Annotated in this window: 17 protein-coding genes and 2 pseudogenes; 15 read left to right on the top strand and 4 right to left on the bottom strand. The window is 42.0% G+C overall.

Annotated elements, in window-relative coordinates:
- Nucleotides 1–54 precede the first annotated feature (54 nt).
- Together WAX46_RS09965 and argS are read left to right on the top strand one after the other, a co-directional pair.
- Nucleotides 55–477, top strand: coding sequence for a DUF1934 domain-containing protein (locus WAX46_RS09965; protein ID WP_226566736.1), 423 nt, complete (start codon nucleotides 55–57; stop codon nucleotides 475–477).
- A complete protein-coding gene (gene argS, locus WAX46_RS09960; protein WP_226566735.1) occupies nucleotides 474–2,147 on the top strand; it encodes an arginine--tRNA ligase in 1,674 nt (557 codons plus the stop codon). Before WAX46_RS09965 ends, argS begins: the two co-directional genes overlap by 4 nt.
- Nucleotides 2,148–2,504: 357 nt before the next feature.
- On the opposite strand, the pseudogene WAX46_RS09955 reads toward argS, so the two are convergent.
- A pseudogene (locus WAX46_RS09955) lies at nucleotides 2,505–2,915 on the bottom strand (LD-carboxypeptidase); the annotation flags it as partial.
- A 155-nt stretch (nucleotides 2,916–3,070) separates the two neighbouring features.
- Here WAX46_RS09955 and cls (WAX46_RS09950) point away from each other — a divergent pair.
- The 3 genes and pseudogenes from cls (WAX46_RS09950) to WAX46_RS09940 all read left to right on the top strand — a co-directional run bounded on the left by cls (WAX46_RS09950) (nucleotide 3,071) and on the right by WAX46_RS09940 (nucleotide 6,485).
- Nucleotides 3,071–4,573 carry a cardiolipin synthase gene (gene cls / locus WAX46_RS09950; protein ID WP_336493800.1) on the top strand — a complete coding sequence of 501 codons (1,503 nt, stop codon included), beginning with the start codon at nucleotides 3,071–3,073 and terminating at the stop codon, nucleotides 4,571–4,573.
- 18 nt (nucleotides 4,574–4,591) lie between these two features.
- Nucleotides 4,592–5,414, top strand: a pseudogene (locus WAX46_RS09945) (ABC transporter ATP-binding protein); the annotation flags it as partial.
- A gap of 72 nt (nucleotides 5,415–5,486) precedes the next feature.
- Nucleotides 5,487–6,485: a S66 family peptidase gene (locus tag WAX46_RS09940; RefSeq protein WP_336493799.1), complete on the top strand. Its 999-nt coding sequence runs from the start codon at nucleotides 5,487–5,489 to the stop codon at nucleotides 6,483–6,485.
- A gap of 307 nt (nucleotides 6,486–6,792) precedes the next feature.
- Here the strand turns inward: WAX46_RS09940 and uvsE are convergent, their stop codons facing one another.
- Both uvsE and cls (WAX46_RS09925) read right to left on the bottom strand, forming a co-directional pair.
- Nucleotides 6,793–7,755, bottom strand: coding sequence for a UV DNA damage repair endonuclease UvsE (uvsE, locus tag WAX46_RS09930; RefSeq protein WP_226566733.1), 963 nt, complete (start codon nucleotides 7,753–7,755; stop codon nucleotides 6,793–6,795).
- A 12-nt stretch (nucleotides 7,756–7,767) separates the two neighbouring features.
- Complete coding sequence (gene cls / locus WAX46_RS09925; protein WP_226566732.1) at nucleotides 7,768–8,964, bottom strand: cardiolipin synthase; 1,197 nt, start codon at nucleotides 8,962–8,964, stop codon at nucleotides 7,768–7,770.
- Between the two features lie 142 nt (nucleotides 8,965–9,106).
- Between cls (WAX46_RS09925) and WAX46_RS09920 the strand changes: the two genes are divergently transcribed.
- The 7 genes from WAX46_RS09920 (at nucleotide 9,107) to WAX46_RS09890 (ending at nucleotide 16,978) form a co-directional block, all read left to right on the top strand.
- Nucleotides 9,107–11,218 (top strand): heterodisulfide reductase-related iron-sulfur binding cluster, encoded by a 2,112-nt coding sequence (locus WAX46_RS09920; RefSeq protein ID WP_336493797.1) that lies wholly within the window; start codon nucleotides 9,107–9,109, stop codon nucleotides 11,216–11,218.
- A gap of 104 nt (nucleotides 11,219–11,322) precedes the next feature.
- Entirely contained in the window at nucleotides 11,323–12,498 is a 1,176-nt protein-coding gene (locus tag WAX46_RS09915; protein ID WP_226566730.1) for an acetyl-CoA C-acetyltransferase, read from the top strand.
- 19 nt (nucleotides 12,499–12,517) lie between these two features.
- Nucleotides 12,518–13,381 carry a 3-hydroxybutyryl-CoA dehydrogenase gene (locus WAX46_RS09910; RefSeq protein ID WP_226566729.1) on the top strand — a complete coding sequence of 288 codons (864 nt, stop codon included), beginning with the start codon at nucleotides 12,518–12,520 and terminating at the stop codon, nucleotides 13,379–13,381.
- An 11-nt stretch (nucleotides 13,382–13,392) separates the two neighbouring features.
- A complete protein-coding gene (locus tag WAX46_RS09905; protein ID WP_226566728.1) occupies nucleotides 13,393–14,505 on the top strand; it encodes an acyl-CoA dehydrogenase family protein in 1,113 nt (370 codons plus the stop codon).
- A 16-nt stretch (nucleotides 14,506–14,521) separates the two neighbouring features.
- Nucleotides 14,522–15,664, top strand: coding sequence for an acyl-CoA dehydrogenase (locus WAX46_RS09900; RefSeq protein ID WP_336493796.1), 1,143 nt, complete (start codon nucleotides 14,522–14,524; stop codon nucleotides 15,662–15,664).
- Between the two features lie 362 nt (nucleotides 15,665–16,026).
- A complete protein-coding gene (locus WAX46_RS09895; RefSeq protein WP_336493795.1) occupies nucleotides 16,027–16,215 on the top strand; it encodes a hypothetical protein in 189 nt (62 codons plus the stop codon).
- Between the two features lie 517 nt (nucleotides 16,216–16,732).
- Complete coding sequence (locus WAX46_RS09890; protein ID WP_226566725.1) at nucleotides 16,733–16,978, top strand: uberolysin/carnocyclin family circular bacteriocin; 246 nt, start codon at nucleotides 16,733–16,735, stop codon at nucleotides 16,976–16,978.
- A gap of 897 nt (nucleotides 16,979–17,875) precedes the next feature.
- Here WAX46_RS09890 and WAX46_RS09885 read toward each other — a convergent pair.
- Nucleotides 17,876–18,049: a hypothetical protein gene (locus tag WAX46_RS09885; protein ID WP_336493793.1), complete on the bottom strand. Its 174-nt coding sequence runs from the start codon at nucleotides 18,047–18,049 to the stop codon at nucleotides 17,876–17,878.
- A gap of 118 nt (nucleotides 18,050–18,167) precedes the next feature.
- On the opposite strand from WAX46_RS09885, the gene rpoE reads away from it, so the two are divergent.
- The 3 genes from rpoE to WAX46_RS09870 all read left to right on the top strand — a co-directional run.
- Nucleotides 18,168–18,707 carry a DNA-directed RNA polymerase subunit delta gene (rpoE, locus tag WAX46_RS09880; RefSeq protein WP_226566723.1) on the top strand — a complete coding sequence of 180 codons (540 nt, stop codon included), beginning with the start codon at nucleotides 18,168–18,170 and terminating at the stop codon, nucleotides 18,705–18,707.
- Between the two features lie 238 nt (nucleotides 18,708–18,945).
- Nucleotides 18,946–20,553, top strand: coding sequence for a glutamine hydrolyzing CTP synthase (gene pyrG, locus WAX46_RS09875; RefSeq protein ID WP_226566722.1), 1,608 nt, complete (start codon nucleotides 18,946–18,948; stop codon nucleotides 20,551–20,553).
- 81 nt (nucleotides 20,554–20,634) lie between these two features.
- A partial coding sequence (locus WAX46_RS09870) for a transposase (protein ID WP_336493791.1) occupies nucleotides 20,635–20,823 on the top strand: 189 nt, incomplete at its 3' end.

The following is a 20,823-nucleotide window of genomic DNA, read 5'->3' as shown; positions in this document are numbered from 1 at the left end:
CGTGAATATGGTATACTATTTTAGTTAAACGGGTCTTAACAAAGGAAGTGCAAAATGACACAAAACCAAATTTCAATTCATGTAAAGTCAGTGATGAAACCAGAGACGGGGCCGGCTGAAACGATCGAATTCCGAACAACTGGAACGTACCAAGAGAAGAATGACAAAACGTATCTCACTTACCATGAAGAACATGAAATGGGTAAAGTAAAAACCGTTGTGAAAATAAGTGAAAAAGGGATTTTTATTATGAGATCAGGTGCCATTCAAATGAAGCAGCGCTTTCTCATTGGAGAGACGACCGTGACACATTACACGATGCCATTCGGCACACTTCAGCTCGATGTGCATACACATAGCATTGATCTCGATGTGGACAACGGTTTACTGCACATTACGTACGATATGCTGACAGGTGAAGATCAAAAGCATTTACATACATTATCGATTTCGTATAAGGAGGATTTACGTACATGAATATCGCAGAACAGGTCAAAGATGCGTTAAAAGAAGAAATCATTGCGGCAGTCGTCAAAGCAGGACTTGCTGATGAAAGTCAGGTGCCAGATGTCCTTTTGGAAGTGCCGAAAGAGAAAACGCACGGTGATTATTCCACCAATATGGCGATGCAGCTTGCCCGCATTGCGAAAAAAGCACCTCGTCAAATCGCAGAGGACATTGTCAATGCGTTTGATAAAGGGAAAGCTTCTATTGAAAAACTGGATATCGCAGGTCCAGGATTCATCAATTTTTATATGAACAATCAGTATTTAACAAAGCTGATCCCAGCTGTCCTTGAGGCAAAAGAGGCATATGGTGAAACGAATACAGGCACTGGTCAGAAGGTACAAGTCGAATTCGTTTCTGCAAACCCAACAGGTGACCTTCACCTTGGACATGCCCGCGGAGCAGCTGTAGGTGATTCCCTTTGCAACATTCTGGATAAAGCAGGGTTCGACGTGAGCCGTGAATACTATATCAATGATGCAGGTAATCAGATCAATAATTTGGCTTTATCTGTAGAAGTGCGTTACTTTGAGACGCTCGGTCTTGAAAAAGAAATGCCAGAAGATGGCTACAGAGGAGAAGATATCAAAGGCATTGGCCAGAAGCTTGCTGATGAATTTGGTGACCGTTTCGTGCATGAGTCAGAAGAAGAGCGTTTAAAATTCTTCCGTGAGTACGGATTGAAATACGAATTAGAAAAATTACGTGGAGACCTTGAGAATTTTCGTGTCCCATTTGATGTATGGTATTCTGAAACATCTTTATATGAAAACAGAAAAATCGAGCCAACGCTAGAAGCGCTTCGTGAAAAAGGCTATATCTTTGAATCAGACGGCGCAACGTGGCTAAGTTCGACTGATTTTGGCGACGACAAGGACCGAGTGCTGATTAAAAAAGACGGCAGCTTCACGTACTTGCTTCCAGACATCGCATACCATAAGGACAAGCTTGACAGAGGCTTTGACCAGCTAATTAACATTTGGGGAGCGGACCATCACGGCTATATTCCTCGAATGAAAGCGGCGATTCAGGCACTTGGATATCCAGCAGACAAGCTTGAAGTCGAAATCATTCAGCTCGTTCACCTATACAAAAACGGTGAAAAGATGAAGATGAGTAAACGGACAGGAAAAGCAGTCACCATGCGTGATCTGATTGAAGAAGTAGGCTTAGATGCCACTCGTTATTTCTTTGCGATGAGAAGTGCGGCAACACATATGGACTTTGATCTGGACTTAGCGATTTCTACGTCTAACGAAAACCCTGTGTACTATGCACAATATGCGCATGCGAGAATTTGCAGCATGCTGCGTCAAGGTGAAGAAAAAGGCTACGAGCCGAACCTTGAGAAAGCAGATTTCTCTCACATTCAGTCGGAAAAAGAATACGATCTTCTGAAAATCATTGGTAGCTTCCCAGAGGTAGTAGCAGAAGCGGCTGAAAAGCGTATTCCGCACCGCGTCACCAACTATATTTATGACCTTGCATCAGCCCTTCACAGCTTCTACAATGCTGAGAAGGTCATTGATGTAGAAAACGAAACAAAAACAACAGCCCGTCTATCACTCATGAAAGCAACACAAATTACGCTAGCCAACGCATTAAAACTAATTGGCGTATCTGCACCGGAAAAGATGTAACTATAACTATGAAAGCCCCGCTATCTTTTAAAGACAGCGGGTTTTGAACATATTAATAATGTTAGAAATAGAATCGAATAATTGGCTGAGGACATCTCAAAACATGTTTTTGCCTCCTCTCTTTTCGTTGTGACATCTTAACGAGGGGGGGTGAAGGTTTGATCAATTTTTTAAAAATATTTTTAAATTCGATCATGTCATACAAAAAAGCACCTCATTTGGGACTGACCCCCTAAGATGAGACAAATAAAAAACACCTTCAAGTTTGAAAACGGACCGTTGTGATCCGAAATAAAACATGGAGGTGTTTTTTCTATGGGGACAAGAGTGAGTTATCCAGTTGAAGTCAAACAGAAGGCTGTAGAAATGAGGACCTGAACACGTCACCATATCACATTTGGCAGTAATGGCGTTGGCGAGTGCTGTGATATCACTGTAGCCGCAAAGAACTTTTGGGTGCTGACGGATCAAATCATAATCCATATAAGGCAAAAGCTCATTGCAATTAAAGCCGCCGATTGCTGTCAAAATGCCGTCAACTTCATCATGTGAGAACGCCTCATGTAGATCAGAAATACGGTGTTCAATGGACGATGAGGAATGAAGATCACATTCAAACACGTGTTTTCCAAAAGAGACAGTGAAGCCTAAAGACTCTAAACGGTTTTTGGCCTGAGAGATTCCTTCTTTTGATAAAATACTCGCACTTCGGCTTGGGGCGATGACACGAAGATGATCGCCCTTTTTTAAAGGAGATGGTGTACGCATAAGCAATTCTTCCTTTCCATCACATATTTCTCCATTATATCGGATTAATTCGCTCCAGTCTGTAAAAGCTAGAAGAAAGCAGTAGACCGTGCGTTTCATACAAACTCTGCAAAGGGTATGGAAGAGAAAAAGACAGAACGAATGAGGGCGAGAATGTGAAAAAGAGGAGACTGGAATTTTTATTTTTATATTTCATGATATTCGGGGCATATGTGGTGTATTGGTGGCCGGTGCCAGCTTGGGCTTTCCAGTTGTACGTAGCTAGTTATATCGCCATTATTTTGTTTAGTATTATCTCACTGATGCTAGAGAACCGGACATCACAGCACACATTGTTATGGATGTATGTGCTGATTTTTTTCCCAATCATCGGCTATATGTTTTATTTGTTCTCAGGGCAGCTCTACATAAAAGGTCATTTGTTCAAATCAAAGAGAATGTATAACCGTGAAAAATTGCGCAGAATATCAGAGCTTGAGAGCAAGCCGGATGAAACATGTTTAACCGATAACCAGCGTGCTTTTTTTCAATATACCGAAAAGGCGACAGGGATGCATGTGAATACAAATAGTGATATGGAGATTTTAAAGAATGGGGAGGAAACCTTTCCCCGGATTTTTGAGGAGTTAAAAAAGGCAAAAAGGTTCATTCATATTGAATATTACATGTTCAAATCTGATTTTCTCGGTCACCGGATGATGGAGATTCTGATTGAAAAAGTCAAGGAAGGCGTAGATGTTCGCTTCATATATGATGCGGTAGGCAGCATTCGCTTCTCCCGTAAAGATATTAAACGGTTAAAGCAGGCAGGTGTAAAAGTCGCTCCCTTTTTGCCTTTAAAATATGGATTCTTTAATCAAAAATTCAATTTCCGAAATCATCGAAAAATCGTGATTATTGATGGGGCAACGGGATTTGTCGGTGGGTTAAATGTTGGGAAGGAATATGTCGGACGAGATGAAAACATCGGCTTTTGGCGAGATACGCATGCGATGTTAAAGGGTGAAGCGGTTCAGAGGCTTCACTCCATTTTTATGCTGGACTGGGAGTATGTATCAGATGAAGTGTTAATTGATGACCCGAAATACTATACGCCGCACCCTGTTACAGGAGAAGATGTTATTCAGGTCGTCCCAACTGGACCTGATATGAAGGAAAGTATGAGTGATTTATATGATGCACTCATTTCAAATGCGAAACAATTAGTCTGGATTGCGACACCGTATTTGGTGCCAAATGAGTCGATTCGCACAGCGTTAAAAATTGCTGTCACCAGAGGGGTTGATGTGCGTGTGATGGTGCCTGAGACAAATGACGGCTTTCTCACGCAATACGCCACTCGGTCCTATTTTGATGAGCTTCTGAAAGAGGGTATCAAGGTGTATCATTATCAAAAAGGCTTTATGCATCAAAAAGTCATGATCGCAGATGGAGAGCTTGCCTCGGTCGGCACAGCGAATGTCGATATGAGAAGCTTTCAGCTCAATTTTGAGGTCAATGTCTTTACAGCGGCGAAGAAGCCAATCGAGCAATTGATGGCCCATTATGAGGAAGATATAAAGGAATGTGAGCAGATGAGACCGGTTCATTTTTATAAAAGGGGTTTAAAAGAGCGTTTGAAGGAATCGTTTGCCCGGTTGTTTTCAGGTGTATTGTGATGCGTGTGCTATTGAAATTCGGTCAATAGATCGATCAGTTATATTTTAACGCATCTTGTGACCCTGTTTGTCCTTTGGCAGGTACATGGTTTGTGCTGCAAGGTCAATTGAGCCGGATTTCAAGGATAAAGAAGTGGCTTCAGATGTATACGGGCTGCATGGTGAAATTGAATATCGATATGTGACGTTTGGCTACGATGAGCGCAGTCGTGTATTAAAGGATATCAATTTGAAGATCAAACAAGGGGAAACCGTTGCGTTTGTCGGGCCTTCAGGGGCGGTGAAATCGACCATTTGCAGTCTTTAATGGTGTGAGCACAAAGTCCATGACCTTGTCTTCTTTAAGACAGCAGATCGGGATTGTGCAGCAGGATTCTTTTTATTCTCAGGCACGATTCGTGAAAACATTGCGTACAGTGATTTAGAAGTAAGCGATGCACAGATTTGGGAGGCAGTACGACGTGCACATTTAAGAGGAGCTCGTTCAGCGTTTCCCAGAGGGTTTAAATACCGTCATTGGAGAGCGCGGGGTCAAACTATCAGGCGGTCAAAAGCAGCGCCTGTCGATTGCACGGATGTTCCTGAAAAATCCTTCGATCATCATTTTAGATGAAGCGACGTCAGCACTTGATACAGAAACAGAAAAAGCGATCCAAGACGCACGAGCGAACTTGCATTCGGACGGACACACTGGTCATTGCCCACCGACTTGCGACAATCAAACACGCAGTCGTATCATCGTTGTGACAGAGGAAGGTATCCAAGAACAAGGCCGTCATCAGATTTAATCCAAATGGGCGGCGTCTACAGCAGACTGCATGAAGCGCAGTTTGGTCATTGAAGAGAAAATCCTTTTGATAAAGGGCTTTTTTTGTTAGGATATAAAAAACTTGTGTAGGAAGGATCTGATGGAATGAAGGGACTTCGGCGTTTACAGAAGGGCGATAAGATCGGCATTTTTTCTCCCTCAAGTCCAGCATCAGCTACCTCGCCTATTAGATATCAGCGGGCGAAGGAATGGCTCGAACAAAAAGGATTCATTGTGGTACCAGGATCATTAACAGGGAAAGAGGATCACTATCGTTCGGGTACGATTCAAGAACGAGCAGCTGAGCTGAATGAGCTGATGGCGAGAGAGGATTTGTCCTGCATCATGTCGATGATTGGCGGGACGAACTCGAATAGTTTGCTGCCTTATCTCCATTTTGAGCTGCTGAACAAGCATCCGAAATTCATGATTGGTTATTCAGATGCGACGGCGATTCTTTCAGCGGCTTATGAAAAAACGGGTCTGCCTGTTTTTTACGGACCTGCGCTTGTGCCGTCTTTTGGAGAGTTTGAACCATTTGTCAATCATACATATCAATCTTTCGAGGACATTCTCATTCATCCGCAGTCCACCCCATATCAGGTGAAAAAGCCGCCCTTTTGGACTGATGAACGGATCAACTGGGAAGAGAAAATACGAGACAAAGAAAAACGTCCAAACGATTGGATGTGCGTCATAGAAGGGCAGGCAGAAGGCAGACTGATCGGCGGGAACTTAAATGCCATGTACGGCATATGGGGAAGTGAATTCATGCCTCAAGTTAAAAAGGGTGATATCCTTCTCATTGAGGATAGCATGAAAACCGCCTCGATTGTCGAAAAAAACTTCTCTCTTTTAAAGGTAAATGGTGTGTTTGAACGGGTATCTGGTATCCTCTTAGGGAAACATGAGCTGTTTGATGATGAAGGAACGGGCAAAAAACCGCACGATCTTTTACTTGAAGTGCTGGGAGATACAAAGAGGCCGCTCATCGCGGAGTTTGACTGTGCCCATACCCACCCGATGCTCACTATGCCAATCGGTACACAAGTGAAAATGGATGCAACGTCATGCGAGGTTTGGCTGACAGAAGCGTGGATATAAGAAAAAGAGCTAAAATAAAAATTATGGTAGCTCCTTGTCCATTCTGAAAGCAGTTGAAGAAGGTCCTGTGCCTTTTCCCCTCTACCATATTTAAGTAGTATGACTCTAAATGAGTGAGTCTGAAGGTTTCTAGCTCTATGATATTCTTAATGTTGACATTGTTTTTTTGAATACACATATAATCGATGCTGAGCCTGTTGGCACTTGAATTCGGATTGAATAGATTTGAGACATCTTCATATCCTCCTGTTCATTACTTTCTCATAATAGCTTTGTTATCCCTGTTTGCACAGGGATAAACCTTTCTCTATGGTTTCCACACAATGGTCCCTCCACCCGTTCGCCGATTCCCTCTAATGGCAGACAGCTCTTTGACAAGGCGGAGTAGTGCTTGATCTTTTAACTTCGCCTCAATCATAAAATCCACATCACGCCCGAACGGCTTTAATGCTTGAAAAAGCGGTAAGACAAAGGATATGTCCACATTATCCGCATGGCTCCGTATGGCCTTTTCTGATTTTGGTGAGGACAAATGAATTTTAGGCGGAATGCCGGTGCTTGCCCAAGTGTCGAACATTCTTGGCAGGATGTCCTCAAGCGTGGCATCGTCATCTTTGTTTGCGACGTGATGATGGTAATCAAAAACAAATGGAATGTCGTGCTTTTCGCATACACCGAGTGTTTCTAATGACGTATACGTTTTATCATCATTTTCAAGAGTCATTCTCTTCTTGATATGGGAAGGAAGCTGTTTGATATTTTCATCAAAGCGGGCAAGAGCCGATTCCTTATCTCCGTATGCACCACCCACATGAATATTTATATAGCCTTCCTCTTCAAGATTCATCGCCTCAAGCATCTGAAAATGGTACGTCATATCAATCACGGCATTCTCTGTGATAGAGGGCTTTGGGCTTGTAAATAAGGTGAATTGATTGGGGTGAAAGCTCACTCTTAATCCATGCCGTTTAACCAATTGGCCAATCTCAACAAACTCGTTGCGAAAGGGTGTCACAAAGTCCCATCGAACCTCAGGATGGGTTGCCAGCGAAACAATTGAGCTGGAAAAACGGTAAAGCGAAATATCATGAGCAATGGCAAAATAAAGCGTTCTTAGCGTATTGACGAGATTGGCCTTCGTTGTTCGTAACAAAGCCTGCTCTCTGTCTTCCTTTGAGAGCTTGCTGTATCTTGCAAAGGTCAGCGACTTGGCAGGAGAAGCTTCCCACAAGGTCATGGCATTGGATACATAACCAAATCGATAGCGCATAGGTCATCTCCTTTATAAAAAATAAGAAAACATGACGCCAATCCACTCGAGCGGCCGCATCTTAAGAGGACGCTGTTTGTATTTCTCATATGTCATGAGCTCAGAAACTTCAATGTGTTCACGGATCTTTTTCTCCACGTGAGCTGTAAAGGCTGCATCTTCAATGGCTACATCTACTTCTTCATTTAAAAACAAGCTGCGCTTATCAAAATTCGCCGTACTGATGATGCAGCGTCTATGATCAATGAGAATGGCTTTCGAATGATAAAACCCTTTATAAAATCGATACACAAGACAGCCAGCAGCAATCAGATCCTTCAAATAATGAAATCCAGCCTCTTTGACAAGAGGATGATCCGCCTTCATTGGGATGATGATTTCGATAGTGACGCCTCGCCTGCGCGCCTCAAGGAGAGCCTTGAGAAGAGGGGCAGATGGAATAAAATAAGGTGTACAGATGATGATCTGCTGCCTAGCCTGCTGAATATCTTGGAGAAATAAGCTTTCTAAAGAAAATCCAGCCGTCGCACGTGTTGTGCATTGTAATGTTCCCGGTTCTAGTGCAGGAAAAACCTCGTATTGTAGCTGGTGAATGCCAGATCCCCGGTACAAATCATTGAGGAACACATGCTGGAGGTCTGCAACAACCTGTCCTGTCATTCGCAGGTGATAGTCTTTCCAAATGCCAAATCTGCCCTTTTTCCCTATATATTCATCGCCAATATTAAACCCGCCAATATAGCCAATTTTCCCATCAATGACCGTAATCTTACGGTGATTTCTCATGTTTAAACGATAAATCCAAAAAGGAAAACGAGGTTTATTTAAAAAGTAAAATTGTATGCCGCTTTTTTCTAGCATGTGGATCGACTTTTGATCAAATGGATAGGAGCCTAATCGATCGGTTAGCAAAAAGACAGAAACGCCTTGCTCCGCTTTGGCTTTAAGTGCATGTAAAATTCTTTGCCCAATCTTGTCGTTCTTTACAATAAAGAACATCATATGAATAGAAGAAGAGGCTTGCTGAATATCCATGAGCAGCTGATCAAAAAGTGGTTCGCCATCATGATAAAAGACTGCATCGCCACTTGTTTGGTCAAAAGTCCGTTCGAAAGCATGGGTAGAAAAATATTTTTTGCCCATATAAAGGTCCAAAATCACAAGTAGTACGATGGCAATGAATACGAGTAGAATGATCAATGCGATCATGAAGGTTCCTCCTTTTTTGCATATTTCAATAGTGTACCCAAACGTGTAAAAAATATTGACTGAATACTCATTCATTATTTATGATAGAGGTACAACATGGATACGAACAAAATGGGTTTTGTGGAATGAAAGGGGGAGCAAGATGAATAGCCTTTTAATGATGAACTTGATTGCATTTGCGGCGGTGACCGCGTACGCTGTGTATTTGTTTATTTATCTTATTCGAACACGAGCGGCGTATATTCGTCTTGGTAAAAAAGAAGAGTTTCAACAAGACATAAAGAAACGCTTAGAGCGTGTCTGGGTTAATGTGTTTGGACAAAAGAAGCTGTTAAAGGACAAGAAGAGCGGCATCATTCATGTGCTGTTTTTCTATGGATTTATTCTGGTTCAGTTCGGAGCCCTTGATTTTATTATGAAGGGACTTGTCCCAGATAGCGGGCTTCCATTAGGGCCGCTGTATGGCGCCTTTACGTTTTTCCAAGAGGTCGTCACACTTTTCATCCTAGTGGCGGTTGTTTGGGCTTTCCATAGAAGATATGTTGAAAAGCTTGTTCGTTTAAAAAGAGGCTTTAAATCAGGTCTTGTGCTATTGTTTATTGGTGGTTTGATGCTGACTGTATTACTGGGGAATGGCATGAATATCATTTGGCATGGACATTCACTGTCACCAACTGAGCCAATTGCTTCAGCCATTGCCTTCTTGCTAGGTGGACTTTCCCCACTTGCGGCAACGATTGTTTTTTATGTGGCATGGTGGGTGCATCTCCTCATTTTGCTGACGTTCTTAGTGTATGTCCCGCAATCAAAGCATGCCCATCTGATTGCAGGTCCGTTAAATGTATTTGCAAGCAGATTAGACCCACCGGGCAAGCTGCAAAAAATTGATTTTGAAGATGAAACTCAAGAGACCTTCGGTGTTGGGGAAATTGAAGATTTCCGGCAGTCTCAGCTGATCGATCTTTACGCCTGTGTGGAATGTGGGCGCTGCACGAATATGTGCCCGGCAACAGGAACTGGGAAAATGCTTTCTCCAATGGATTTGATTTTAAGGTTAAGAGATCATTTAACAAATAAAGGGGCTGCGATTACATCGAAGACGCCTTGGGTGCCGCAGCTTGCCTTTAGGCAGACAGCAGGGAATCAGTTGGCCATGCAGGCGAGAGGAGCTGGAGCTGAGGAATCAGCCGCTAGTACCATGTATCATCCTTCACTGATTGGTGAGGTCATTACAGAAGAAGAAATCTGGGCATGCACGACTTGCCGAAACTGTGAAGATCAATGCCCTGTCATGAACGAACACGTCGACAAGATTATTGATATGCGCAGATATCTCGTGCTGACAGAAGGAAAAATGGACCCAGATGCACAGCGTGCCATGACAAGCATTGAGCGCCAAGGAAACCCTTGGGGATTGAATCGAAAAGAAAGAGAGAATTGGCGTGATCTCAGGGAAGATGTGCATGTGCCGACAGTGAAAGAATTGAAAAAATCAGATCAGTCCTTTGATTATTTATTCTGGGTCGGCTCAATGGGAGCATATGACAATAGAAGCCAAAAGATTGCGCTTGCATTTGCAAAACTCCTCAATGAAGCAGGCGTCTCCTTTGCCATCTTAGGCAATAAAGAGAAAAACTCGGGCGATACACCAAGAAGACTCGGCAATGAATTTTTGTTCCAAGAGCTTGCCACAAAGAACATTGAAGAATTCCAGAAAAATGGTGTCACAAAAATCGTCACGATTGATCCTCACGCTTACAATTTATTTAAAAATGAATACCCGGACTTTGGGCTTGAGGCAGAAGTGTACCATCATACAGAATTACTATCAGAGCTAGTCAAAGAAGGGGAATTAACGCCTGTACATGAAGTAAATGAAGTGATTACCTTCCACGATTCTTGCTATCTGGGCAGATATAACGAAGTGTATGATCCACCAAGAGATATTTTAAAAGCCATTCCTGGTGTGACACTGAAAGAAATGGAGAGAAACCGTGAAACCGGTATGTGCTGCGGTGCAGGTGGAGGATTAATGTGGATGGAAGAAGAGACAGGTACTCGGATTAACACAGCACGAACGGAGCAGGCATTACAGGTGCAGCCGTCCATCATCAGCTCGGGCTGCCCATATTGTTTAACCATGCTGGGAGATGGGACGAAAGCGAAGGAAGTAGAGGAGCAAGTAGGCACGTTTGACGTAGCAGAACTTCTTGAAAAATCAGTGTTTGGCGAGACTAGAACGCAGGCTTCGTAATGATGATATGCCGATGAATCTTATGTTCATCGGCATGTGTATGGCGAAATTTCATCAACCGTCTAGATTATATGTAAGCGGTAACAAACGGGAGGGGGAAATCAATGAGCACGACAGTCATTGTATCTGGAGCGAGAACACCATTTGGAAAACTGGGTGGATCTTTAAGTAGTTTAACTGCCGCACAATTAGGCGGAATGGCGATAAAGACTGCAATGCAAAGAGCCTCAACTTCTCATGAGGTGGATGAGGTCATCATGGGAAGTGTCCTTCAAGGAGGACAAGGTCAAATTCCTTCAAGGCAAGCAGCTAGACATGCAGATCTTCCATGGACGGTTCCTACGCAAACCATCAATAAAGTCTGTGCTTCTGGAATGCGCAGTGTCAGTACAGCAGATCAAATCATTCGAGCAGGAGATGCTGAGGTAATCGTGGCAGGCGGTATGGAATCCATGTCTCATACCCCTTATCTTCTAAAAAAAGCGCGATGGGGCTACGAAATGGGAGATGGTACGGTACAAGATGCGATGATTTTAGATGGATTAACCTGTTCGTTTACAGGTGTTCATATGGGCGAGTATGGAAGTATGGCAGCGAAGGAGCTCGGAATCACGCGAGAAGAGCAAGACCTTTGGGCGCTAAGAAGTCATGAGCGAGCCGTCGAAGCTCAAAAACGTGGATTTTTTAAAAATGAAATCACCCCAGTCACAGTCAAGACGAAAAAAGGAGATCAGCTTATCACGGAAGATGAATCCCCGCGGCGTGATACGTCATATGAAAGATTATCAAAGCTCATGCCTGTTTTTGATCAGACCGGTACCATTACTGCTGGAAACGCACCGGGTGTCAATGACGGAGCAAGTGCGCTTCTTTTAATGAAAGACACTTATGCTATGAAGCTTGGCGAAAAGCCAATGGCAGTCGTACTTGGTTATGCAGAGGTAGGGGTAGAGGCAAAGGACTTTCCAAAAACACCAGCCGTTGCCATCGAAAAGGTTTTAAAGAAAACAGGAAAGCGTTTAGAGGATATCGATTTGTTTGAAATCAATGAGGCCTTTTCAACGGTGGCTTTAGCATGTGAAAAAACACTCGGGCTGGACCGGCGGAAAATGAATATTAACGGAGGAGCCGTCGCGCTTGGTCACCCAATTGGGGCAAGTGGAACGCGTATTATACTGACCTTGATTTATGCATTAAGACAAAGAGGCGGCGGCATTGGCATCGCAGCGATTTGCAGTGGCGGCGGTCAAGGGGACGCCATCATGATCAAGGTGGATTAAAAGGGAGGCGTTTATTGTCATGCGTACAAAAGAGACCGTCATGGTCGTCGGGGCTGGTCAAATGGGATCGGGCATTGCCCAAGTATTTGCACAGTCCGGCTACACCGTCTTGCTCCATGATGCAGCTGAAGAGCAGATTCATAGAGCCATTTCTTCTATGACCCATCAGCTGACGAAACGAGCGGAAAAAGGAAAGCTGGCACATCAGGCAGTCCGTGACATTACGCAGCGGCTTGCCGTCTCAACAGATTTAAAGGACGTACAGCAGGCACATTTAGTGGTTGAAGCTGCCTCAGAACAAATAAGTGTCAAGAAACAAATCTTTCAAACCCTCGATCAATTTGCAGAGGCTGAGTCGATATTTGCAACAAATACGTCTTCTCTGTCGATCACAGAATTAGCAGCCGTTACGAAAAGGCCAGAGCAAGTCATTGGCATGCATTTTATGAATCCGGTTCCTGTGATGAAACTGGTTGAAGTTATCCGTGCGCTGCAAACGAATGACGAAACGTATCAAGTCATTTTTGAAACAGCGAGGAAATTAAACAAAACCCCAATTGAAGTAGAAGACTTCCCAGGGTTTGTTTCAAATCGCATTTTGATGCCAATGATCAATGAAGCCATCTACACCCTTTACGAAGGTGTGGCAGATGCAGAAAGCATTGATGGCATCATGACACTTGGGATGAATCACCCAATGGGTCCGCTTCGTCTCGCTGATTTAATTGGACTGGATACCTGTTTATTTATTATGAATACCCTTCACGAGGGTCTTGGAGATAGCAAATATCGTCCTTGCCCTCTTTTGAAAAAATACGTAAGCGCAGGCTGGCTAGGTAAAAAGACAAAGAGAGGTTTTTACACATACCACGACCACTCATAGGGGGAGTCAGGATGGATGTTTTGCTAACGGAAAAACAACGTCTCTGGAGGAAACAGGTAGCAGCATTTGCACGCCAGCATGTAGATCCTGAAATAGAAGCCATGGAACAAGGCCAGTTTCCGAGAACACTTTTAACTGAGATGGGACGGCAAGGCTTTCTAGGGATTCCGATACCAGTTGCGTTTCAAGGATTAGGAGCAGATTTTACAACGTATATCCTTGCGATTCATGAATTGTCGAAAGTGAGCGCAACCATCGGTGTCATTGTGTCTGTTCACACATCTGTTGTGACGATGCCTATTTTGGCTTTTGGTACAACCGAGCAAAAAGCATCCTATGTTCCGCTGCTTGCAACCGGTCAAAAGTTGGGAGCCTTTTGTCTGACTGAACCAATAGCTGGATCAGATGCCTCTAGTATTCAGCTAAGAGCAGAGCGGGTAGACGACCACTATGTGTTAAATGGAACGAAAATTTTTATCACGAGCGGCGGGGAAGCGGAGCTGTATCTTGTATTTGCAGTGACAGATCCTGCTTCTACTAAAAAAAATATATCGGCGTTCATTGTCGAGAAAGATACACCGGGATTTACAATTGGAAGAGATGAGAAAAAGATGGGACTGCATGGGTCAAAAACAGTGACGCTTCATTTTGATGGCGTATGCATTCCGAGGGAGCAGCTGCTCGGTGCAGAAGGAGAGGGCTTCCGAATTGCCATGTCTAGCTTAAATGCGGGAAGGATCGGTATCGCAGCCCAAAGCCTAGGTATTGCAGAGGCCGCATTAACTGAGGCAGTAACCTATTTAAAGCAGTATCCAGCCGGCCTTGAAACGACCATTCGGCTAGGCGATCTGGCGGCGAATTGGGAAGCGGCCAAGCTCCTTGTCTATCAGGCAGCTTCTTATAAAGAGGCCAATCGACCGGTCACAAAGGAAGCGTCGATGGCGAAGTTATTTGCCTCCAAAACGGCAGTTGAAATCAGTACAGAAGCCATCCATTTGCTTGGCATGGATGGTTATACTAATCGATATCACGCAGAGCGCTACTTTCGTGATGCGAAAATTTGTGAAATCTATGAAGGAACAAGTGAAATTCAAAGGCTGGTCATTTGTAAACAGCTAATATGAAATGAGGTGGCTCAGGATGCAGTTCCAATTATGTGACGAACATGAAATGATACAAAAAATGGTGAGAGATTTTGCGAGAAATGAAGTGGAGCCAACAGCAGCAGAGCGAGACGAGACAGAGACCTATGATCCATCTATTTTTCGTCAGATGGCAGAGCTTGGTTTAACGGGCATACCTTGGCCGGAAGAGGTGGGCGGCATTGGCAGTGACTATTTGGCTTATGTGATAGCGGTTGAGGAGCTTTCAAGAATGTGTGCCTCTACTGGCGTCACCCTGTCTGCCCACACATCACTCGCCTCTTGGCCAATTTATACATTTGGGACAGAGGAGCAAAAGGAGACATATTTAAAGCCGCTTGCAGAGGGAAAGAAGATAGGAGCATACGCACTGACTGAAAGTGGCTCAGGTTCAGATGCAGGGGGAATGAAGACAACAGCAGTGAAAGCTGGCAGCGAATACATCCTGAACGGTGCGAAGATTTTTATTACAAATGGAGGGATTGCAGATACCTATATTGTGTTTGCAGTGACAGACCAAGAAGCTTCATCTCGAAATACAACCGCCTTTATTGTAGAAAAAGAAACACAGGGCTTCTCGATAGGCAAAAAAGAAAGCAAACTCGGCATACGCTCATCACCAACGACTGAAATCATCTTTGAAGATTGTCGTATTTCCGAAAGGAACCGGCTCGGTAAAGAAGGAGAAGGATTTAAAATAGCCATGATGACGCTGGATGGCGGGAGAAACGGCATTGCTGCACAGGCTGTTGGGGTCGCTCAAGGTGCTCTTGATGCGGCAGTCAGTTATGCAAAGGAGCGCAAACAATTTGGCAAACCGATCATTCAGCAGCAAGGGATCGCTTTCAAGTTAGCCGATATGGCGACATCGATTGAAGCATCAAGGTTGCTTACCTATCAGGCAGCATGGCTTGAAACGAAAGGGCTTCCGTATGGAAAGGAATCAGCCATGTCCAAGCTCTTTGCTGGTGATACAGCTATGAAGGTGACGACAGAAGCCGTTCAAATTTTCGGCGGATACGGCTATACAAAGGATTATCCAGTCGAACGATACATGCGTGATGCGAAAATCACTCAAATCTATGAAGGCACACAAGAAATCCAGCGGCTGGTCATCTCACGGAAACTGCTAGATATGTAGAAAACGAGTAAAGACCACCTGAACGTAAGGTGGTCTGTTTTAGTGCGGTTGACTCAGCTTTAAGAGCACCTCATTATTTTAATTCAGTAGCAAAATCTAAAGGTTTTTTAGGAAAAAAAGGATTGTGTCAGCAAAATGAAATTTTTAGCTTAAGAGTGACCTGTCAACGATGATGTGGAGTATATCGATACATATGAACTGGCCACAAGCCTACTAAAGTATTAAACTTCAATAAAGATATAGCTAAACCCACATACAAGGTAATAGTCAATTTTCCCTGAATTTTAGATAATTTCCAGTATCGATCCATATTATAATGGGATTATGTTAAAATTGAAGAAATATAAATATGGGAGGTTATTATGAACGCTGCTACCACCTTAGGAATCGTAACCATGGTGATATGGATTCTGGTTTCCGCAGAACTTTCAAAGACTTCAAAAAAAGACAATGATCAAAAAGAAAACAGTCGTAGAAAATTAATTGTCTTAATGATTGCAGGAATTGTATTGACCGTAGCTGTAGTAATCTCATTATTTCAGAAACTTTAGATTAAGATCAATTATAAAAGTGTATATAAAGTTTTCATCATTTAATTTTTACACATATTATATAGTGTAAGTAAAACTTGAGGCAATCACAGAGAATAGAATGAGAGAGAGTTATTCATTGAATCTATCTCTGTCTTTAGTAAAGATGAACGTGTTTATTAATAATATTCCGTTAATAACTTCAAGGATAAAGGTAGCTTTCTTACTATAAATATAAATGACATCATTTTTTAAGTGATGATAAAAGTTTACCTACCTCTAAGACAGGTCAATAAAGATTTGAAATGAATTGATTTCTTGATAGTGTTTATTAGATATTTTGACTAGTTTTTAGAGAATTATGCATTTTATGCCATTACATAAGTGCCCTGTAAAAAAAATGAACTTAATCCCTGATAATAATTGGTTATAAATCCCTCTATTTAAATTAATGTTACATATTTTACAAAAAATGTCGATATGTATTTTAATTCTTGTTAGACTAAAAGAGTGGTAAATAATAGAAGGAGGTCATATTATGACGAAAGCAACAGATTCTAAGTTTTATGCTTTATTATCGCTATCACTTCTTGCGGTAACATTAGTAGCTTTAGTGATTGGTAATGGTTCTTTGATTGCAGCAAATCTGGGTGTTAGTACTGCAACTGCGGCAACAGTAGTTAATTTCTTAGATACTTGGTCCTCAGTAGCGACAGTCATTACAATCGTTGGCGTTTTCACTGGCGTAGGAACCATTAGTTCAGGTGTAGCTGCTGCTTTTTAAAATGACTTATGCATAAAATAAATAAGCTATTTAAAATATATGATCAAAGTATAATGGGGTATCTCAATTATATTGGGATGATTCTTTTTTCTTTCATTGTTATGGTAGCGTTGATTTTCTATCGGAATGAGATTCCCAGCACTTACCTAAACAGCTTTATTTTTATTTCAATATACATTGTAGCTACAGCTAATATTAATCGTTGTGTATTACCGTATAGAAGACAGCAGCCAGGCTTGGTCTTTATCTCTAAACAATTATTGTTGAAACATTTATTCTTTACGATTAAAAAAGGATATTCAGTTCAATTACTTTTGGCTTGTTTCATCGCTTTAACCTTTTTGTTAGTAGAAAAACAATATTTCATTATGATACTAGCTCTTGTGGTCGTAATGCTTTCTTTTGCATCTCAATTATTGTCTGGTCTATTCAATATCATAAATAGAATACTCCTTTTGTTACAATTTTGGTATATAATAACGTCCGTTTTTGAAGCAGTTTTGATACTGCAAATAGTGCAGTCTCTTCTTATTTACATTTACATAAGTAATTCTCATAGGATACCTTTGACAACTGGACTTTCCTTCCTAAAAAGTGCGAATAAGCAACATAGGTCTGGAAATATATGGATGCTTTAATTTCCTTAGGAAAAGAAATAGTCGCTGTACTGTAATGCAATAATAAGTAGAGCATGAAATTTCAAGTTAAACAAAGCTTGCGAAAAGAAGTAAAGGTATTCACATAAAAATCGAAAAAAAGGTTTATACAATTTTTTCATTATAGGTACACGTAAACTTAACCCGTTGACGTGTGCCTTTTTATAAACTTTATAAAAAATGGGCAAATCACTTCGTCCGAACGATAGCCAAACAGATGCTGTTATCTTGTACAGTCATTTTATTCATTCATCAGTGCTGCCTTTGGTTGTTCCAATTTTTTCGTTTGGAATGAATAGAACGGCATACAAAAAGCATGCCGGACACCAGCACCAGTCCAATTTCCCGCAGATAAAGGACCAAAAGGTGCTCCTCGTGCGAAAAAATCAAAAATTAACATGATTAAAGGTGGCATAAACTCTCCTAATTTGTTTATAATGAGAGGTATGGTTTGTCGTAAAAATAAGGTATAAATACTTATTATTTCACTGATAAATGGATACATACATGTAATAGAAAGGGAGTGTCTGACCTTGAGTTTGAAAGAATACTCACAGGAACAGCTCAAACAAATGTCTTTAGTTGAACTTGCTTATGAAATTTCCAGAGACAGCAAAACGCCGATTACGTTTTCCGAGTTAATAGATGAAATGGCCCGTCTGCAAGGGATACAAAAATCAGATCTTGATGATCGATTAGCTCAATTTTATACAGATTTGAATATAGATGGCCGCTTTATTTCGCTAGGTGATCAAAGGTGGGGACTTCGCAGCTGGTATCCAGTTGATCAAATGGAAGAAGAAGTTCAGCAAGCTGTGAAATCAAAAGCGAAAAAGAAAAAAGCGAAAGCGGCTGTCGTTGAAGAAGACTTCGATGATTTAGAAGAGGAAGAAGAAATCGATGAGCTTGAAGAAGATCTTGATCTGGTTGAAGACGACGATGACATTGACTTAGATGATGATGAAATTGACGAAGAACTAGAAGACTTCGACGAAGACGATGACGAAGACGAAGACGATGATGGCTTAACTGAAATTCAAGACGAACTAGACGATGATGAGGAAGACAAATAATCCTCTCAAGCCAGGTCTTCAAACAGGACAAAACTGTCTTGACTTTCGAGAGCGAACTATGTAGTATGTATTTTGGGCTCTCTAAAAAAGAGTACGTAAAGATACGTTCATTTACGCTCCCTTTCATTTATTTGAAAGGGAGCTTTCTTATTTTTCAAGAGATTTAGCGATACACTCTAAAGGGATGAAGCTGTGCATGTCTAGTCATGCAAGGGTAAAAAAGAGAGGAGCATACGAAATGACAAAGTATATTTTTGTAACAGGAGGAGTTGTTTCCTCACTTGGAAAAGGGATTACGGCTGCATCGTTAGGCCGCCTTCTTAAAAATAGAGGGATGAATGTCACCATTCAAAAGTTCGATCCATATATAAATGTAGACCCAGGGACAATGAGTCCATACCAGCACGGTGAGGTGTTTGTCACAGATGATGGTGCTGAAACAGATCTTGACTTAGGTCACTACGAGCGTTTTATTGATATTAACTTAAATAAGTATAGCAACGTGACGACTGGTAAAATTTACTCTACTGTCCTGAAGAAAGAGCGCCGTGGCGACTATTTAGGCGGTACAGTTCAAGTTATTCCCCATATCACAAATGAAATCAAAGATCGTGTATACCGTGCGGGAAAAGAAACCGGTGCAGATGTTGTCATTACAGAAATCGGGGGAACAGTTGGGGATATCGAATCCCTTCCATTCCTTGAAGCGATTCGTCAAATGAAGAGTGACATCGGTCGTGAAAATGTGATGTACATTCATTGTACCCTTGTTCCTTACATTCGTGCAGCAGGCGAGCTGAAAACAAAACCAACACAGCATAGTGTGAAAGAACTGCGCAGCCTTGGCATTCAGCCAAACGTCATTGTTGTCAGAACAGAAATGCCAATGACACAAGATATGAAGGACAAAATAGCTTTATTTTGTGATATTGATACAAAAGCTGTGATCGAATGTCAGGATGCAGACACACTTTATTCGATTCCGCTAGATTTACAAAAACAAGGATTAGACAAGCTTGTATGTGAGCACATGAAGCTCGATTCCCAAGATGCAGACATGAATGAGTGGAAGGCTCTTGTCGACAAAGTGCAAAGCCTTTCAAAGCAAGTAACAATTGGACTTGTAGGGAAGTATGTGGAGCTTCAAGATGCTTACATTTCTGTTGTCGAATCACTTCGTCATGCAGGCTATGCATTTGATGCTGATGTTCAAATCAAATGGATCAATGCAGAGGAAGTCACAGCAGATAATATGGCTGATTTCGCGCAAGATGTAGACGGCATTATTGTACCTGGAGGCTTCGGAGATCGAGGAGTTGAAGGGAAGATTATTGCAACGCAATTTGCTCGTGAAAACAAAGTGCCTTTCTTCGGTATTTGCTTAGGTATGCAAGTAGCATCTATCGAATATGCGAGAAATGTACTAGGTTTTGAGGGAGCACATTCAGCAGAAATCGATCCAGAAACAGCATTCCCAATCATTGATCTTCTTCCAGAACAGAAGGATGTAGAGGATCTAGGCGGAACACTACGTCTTGGCCTGTACCCTTGTAAATTAAATGAAGACACAAAAGCATTTGCTGCATACAATGACGAAGTAGTATACGAACGTCACCGTCATCGCTATGAATTCAATAACGAATACAGACAGCAAATGGAAGCAGCAGGGTTTGTATTCTCTGGTACAAGCCCAGATGGACGTCTTGTCGAAATTATCGAGCTGAAGGATCACCCTTGGTTCCTAGCTTCTCAGTTTCACCCAGAATTCACTTCAAGACCGACAAGACCACAGCCATTATTTAGGGATTTCGTTGGTGCTTCACTGCAAGCATCTGAAGCAAAATAGAACAAAAAACAGCCGAGAATATCATCTTCTGAAGTGCACCCCAAATATTAGACACAGTCTAACATTTGGAGGTGCTTTTCTTTGGCTAAATTTACAATTGAAGATAAAATCAAAGCGGTAAAACGATACCTCATTGACCGTGGGAGCTTGCTTAGAATTGCAAAACAGATTGGCGTGAACAAAAGTATACTTCAATATTGGGTCAGAAAGTATCAATATCATGGCGAAAAAGCTTTTTCAAAGTCATATACAAATTATCCAGTCCGATAT

Origin of the sequence: Bacillus sp. FJAT-53060 (genome assembly GCF_037104745.1) — a bacterium.
In the GTDB taxonomy this organism is placed as follows: Bacteria; Bacillota; Bacilli; order Bacillales; family Bacillaceae; genus Bacillus; species Bacillus stratosphericus_B.
This window is presented reverse-complemented; position numbering and strand designations above follow the sequence as displayed.

What these genes read in the sequence shown, in the direction of transcription:
- WAX46_RS09965 (WP_226566736.1), top strand. Translation starts at nt 55, where the DNA reads ATGACACAAAACCAAATTTCAATTCATGTAAAGTCAGTGATGAAACCA.
- argS (WP_226566735.1), top strand. Translation starts at nt 474, where the DNA reads ATGAATATCGCAGAACAGGTCAAAGATGCGTTAAAAGAAGAAATCATT.
- WAX46_RS09940 (WP_336493799.1), top strand. Translation starts at nt 5,487, where the DNA reads ATGAAGGGACTTCGGCGTTTACAGAAGGGCGATAAGATCGGCATTTTT.
- uvsE (WP_226566733.1), bottom strand. Translation starts at nt 7,755, where the DNA reads ATGCGCTATCGATTTGGTTATGTATCCAATGCCATGACCTTGTGGGAA.
- cls (WP_226566732.1), bottom strand. Translation starts at nt 8,964, where the DNA reads ATGATCGCATTGATCATTCTACTCGTATTCATTGCCATCGTACTACTT.
- WAX46_RS09920 (WP_336493797.1), top strand. Translation starts at nt 9,107, where the DNA reads ATGAATAGCCTTTTAATGATGAACTTGATTGCATTTGCGGCGGTGACC.
- WAX46_RS09915 (WP_226566730.1), top strand. Translation starts at nt 11,323, where the DNA reads ATGAGCACGACAGTCATTGTATCTGGAGCGAGAACACCATTTGGAAAA.
- WAX46_RS09910 (WP_226566729.1), top strand. Translation starts at nt 12,518, where the DNA reads ATGCGTACAAAAGAGACCGTCATGGTCGTCGGGGCTGGTCAAATGGGA.
- WAX46_RS09905 (WP_226566728.1), top strand. Translation starts at nt 13,393, where the DNA reads ATGGATGTTTTGCTAACGGAAAAACAACGTCTCTGGAGGAAACAGGTA.
- WAX46_RS09900 (WP_336493796.1), top strand. Translation starts at nt 14,522, where the DNA reads ATGCAGTTCCAATTATGTGACGAACATGAAATGATACAAAAAATGGTG.
- WAX46_RS09895 (WP_336493795.1), top strand. Translation starts at nt 16,027, where the DNA reads ATGAACGCTGCTACCACCTTAGGAATCGTAACCATGGTGATATGGATT.
- WAX46_RS09890 (WP_226566725.1), top strand. Translation starts at nt 16,733, where the DNA reads ATGACGAAAGCAACAGATTCTAAGTTTTATGCTTTATTATCGCTATCA.
- WAX46_RS09885 (WP_336493793.1), bottom strand. Translation starts at nt 18,049, where the DNA reads ATGCCACCTTTAATCATGTTAATTTTTGATTTTTTCGCACGAGGAGCA.
- pyrG (WP_226566722.1), top strand. Translation starts at nt 18,946, where the DNA reads ATGACAAAGTATATTTTTGTAACAGGAGGAGTTGTTTCCTCACTTGGA.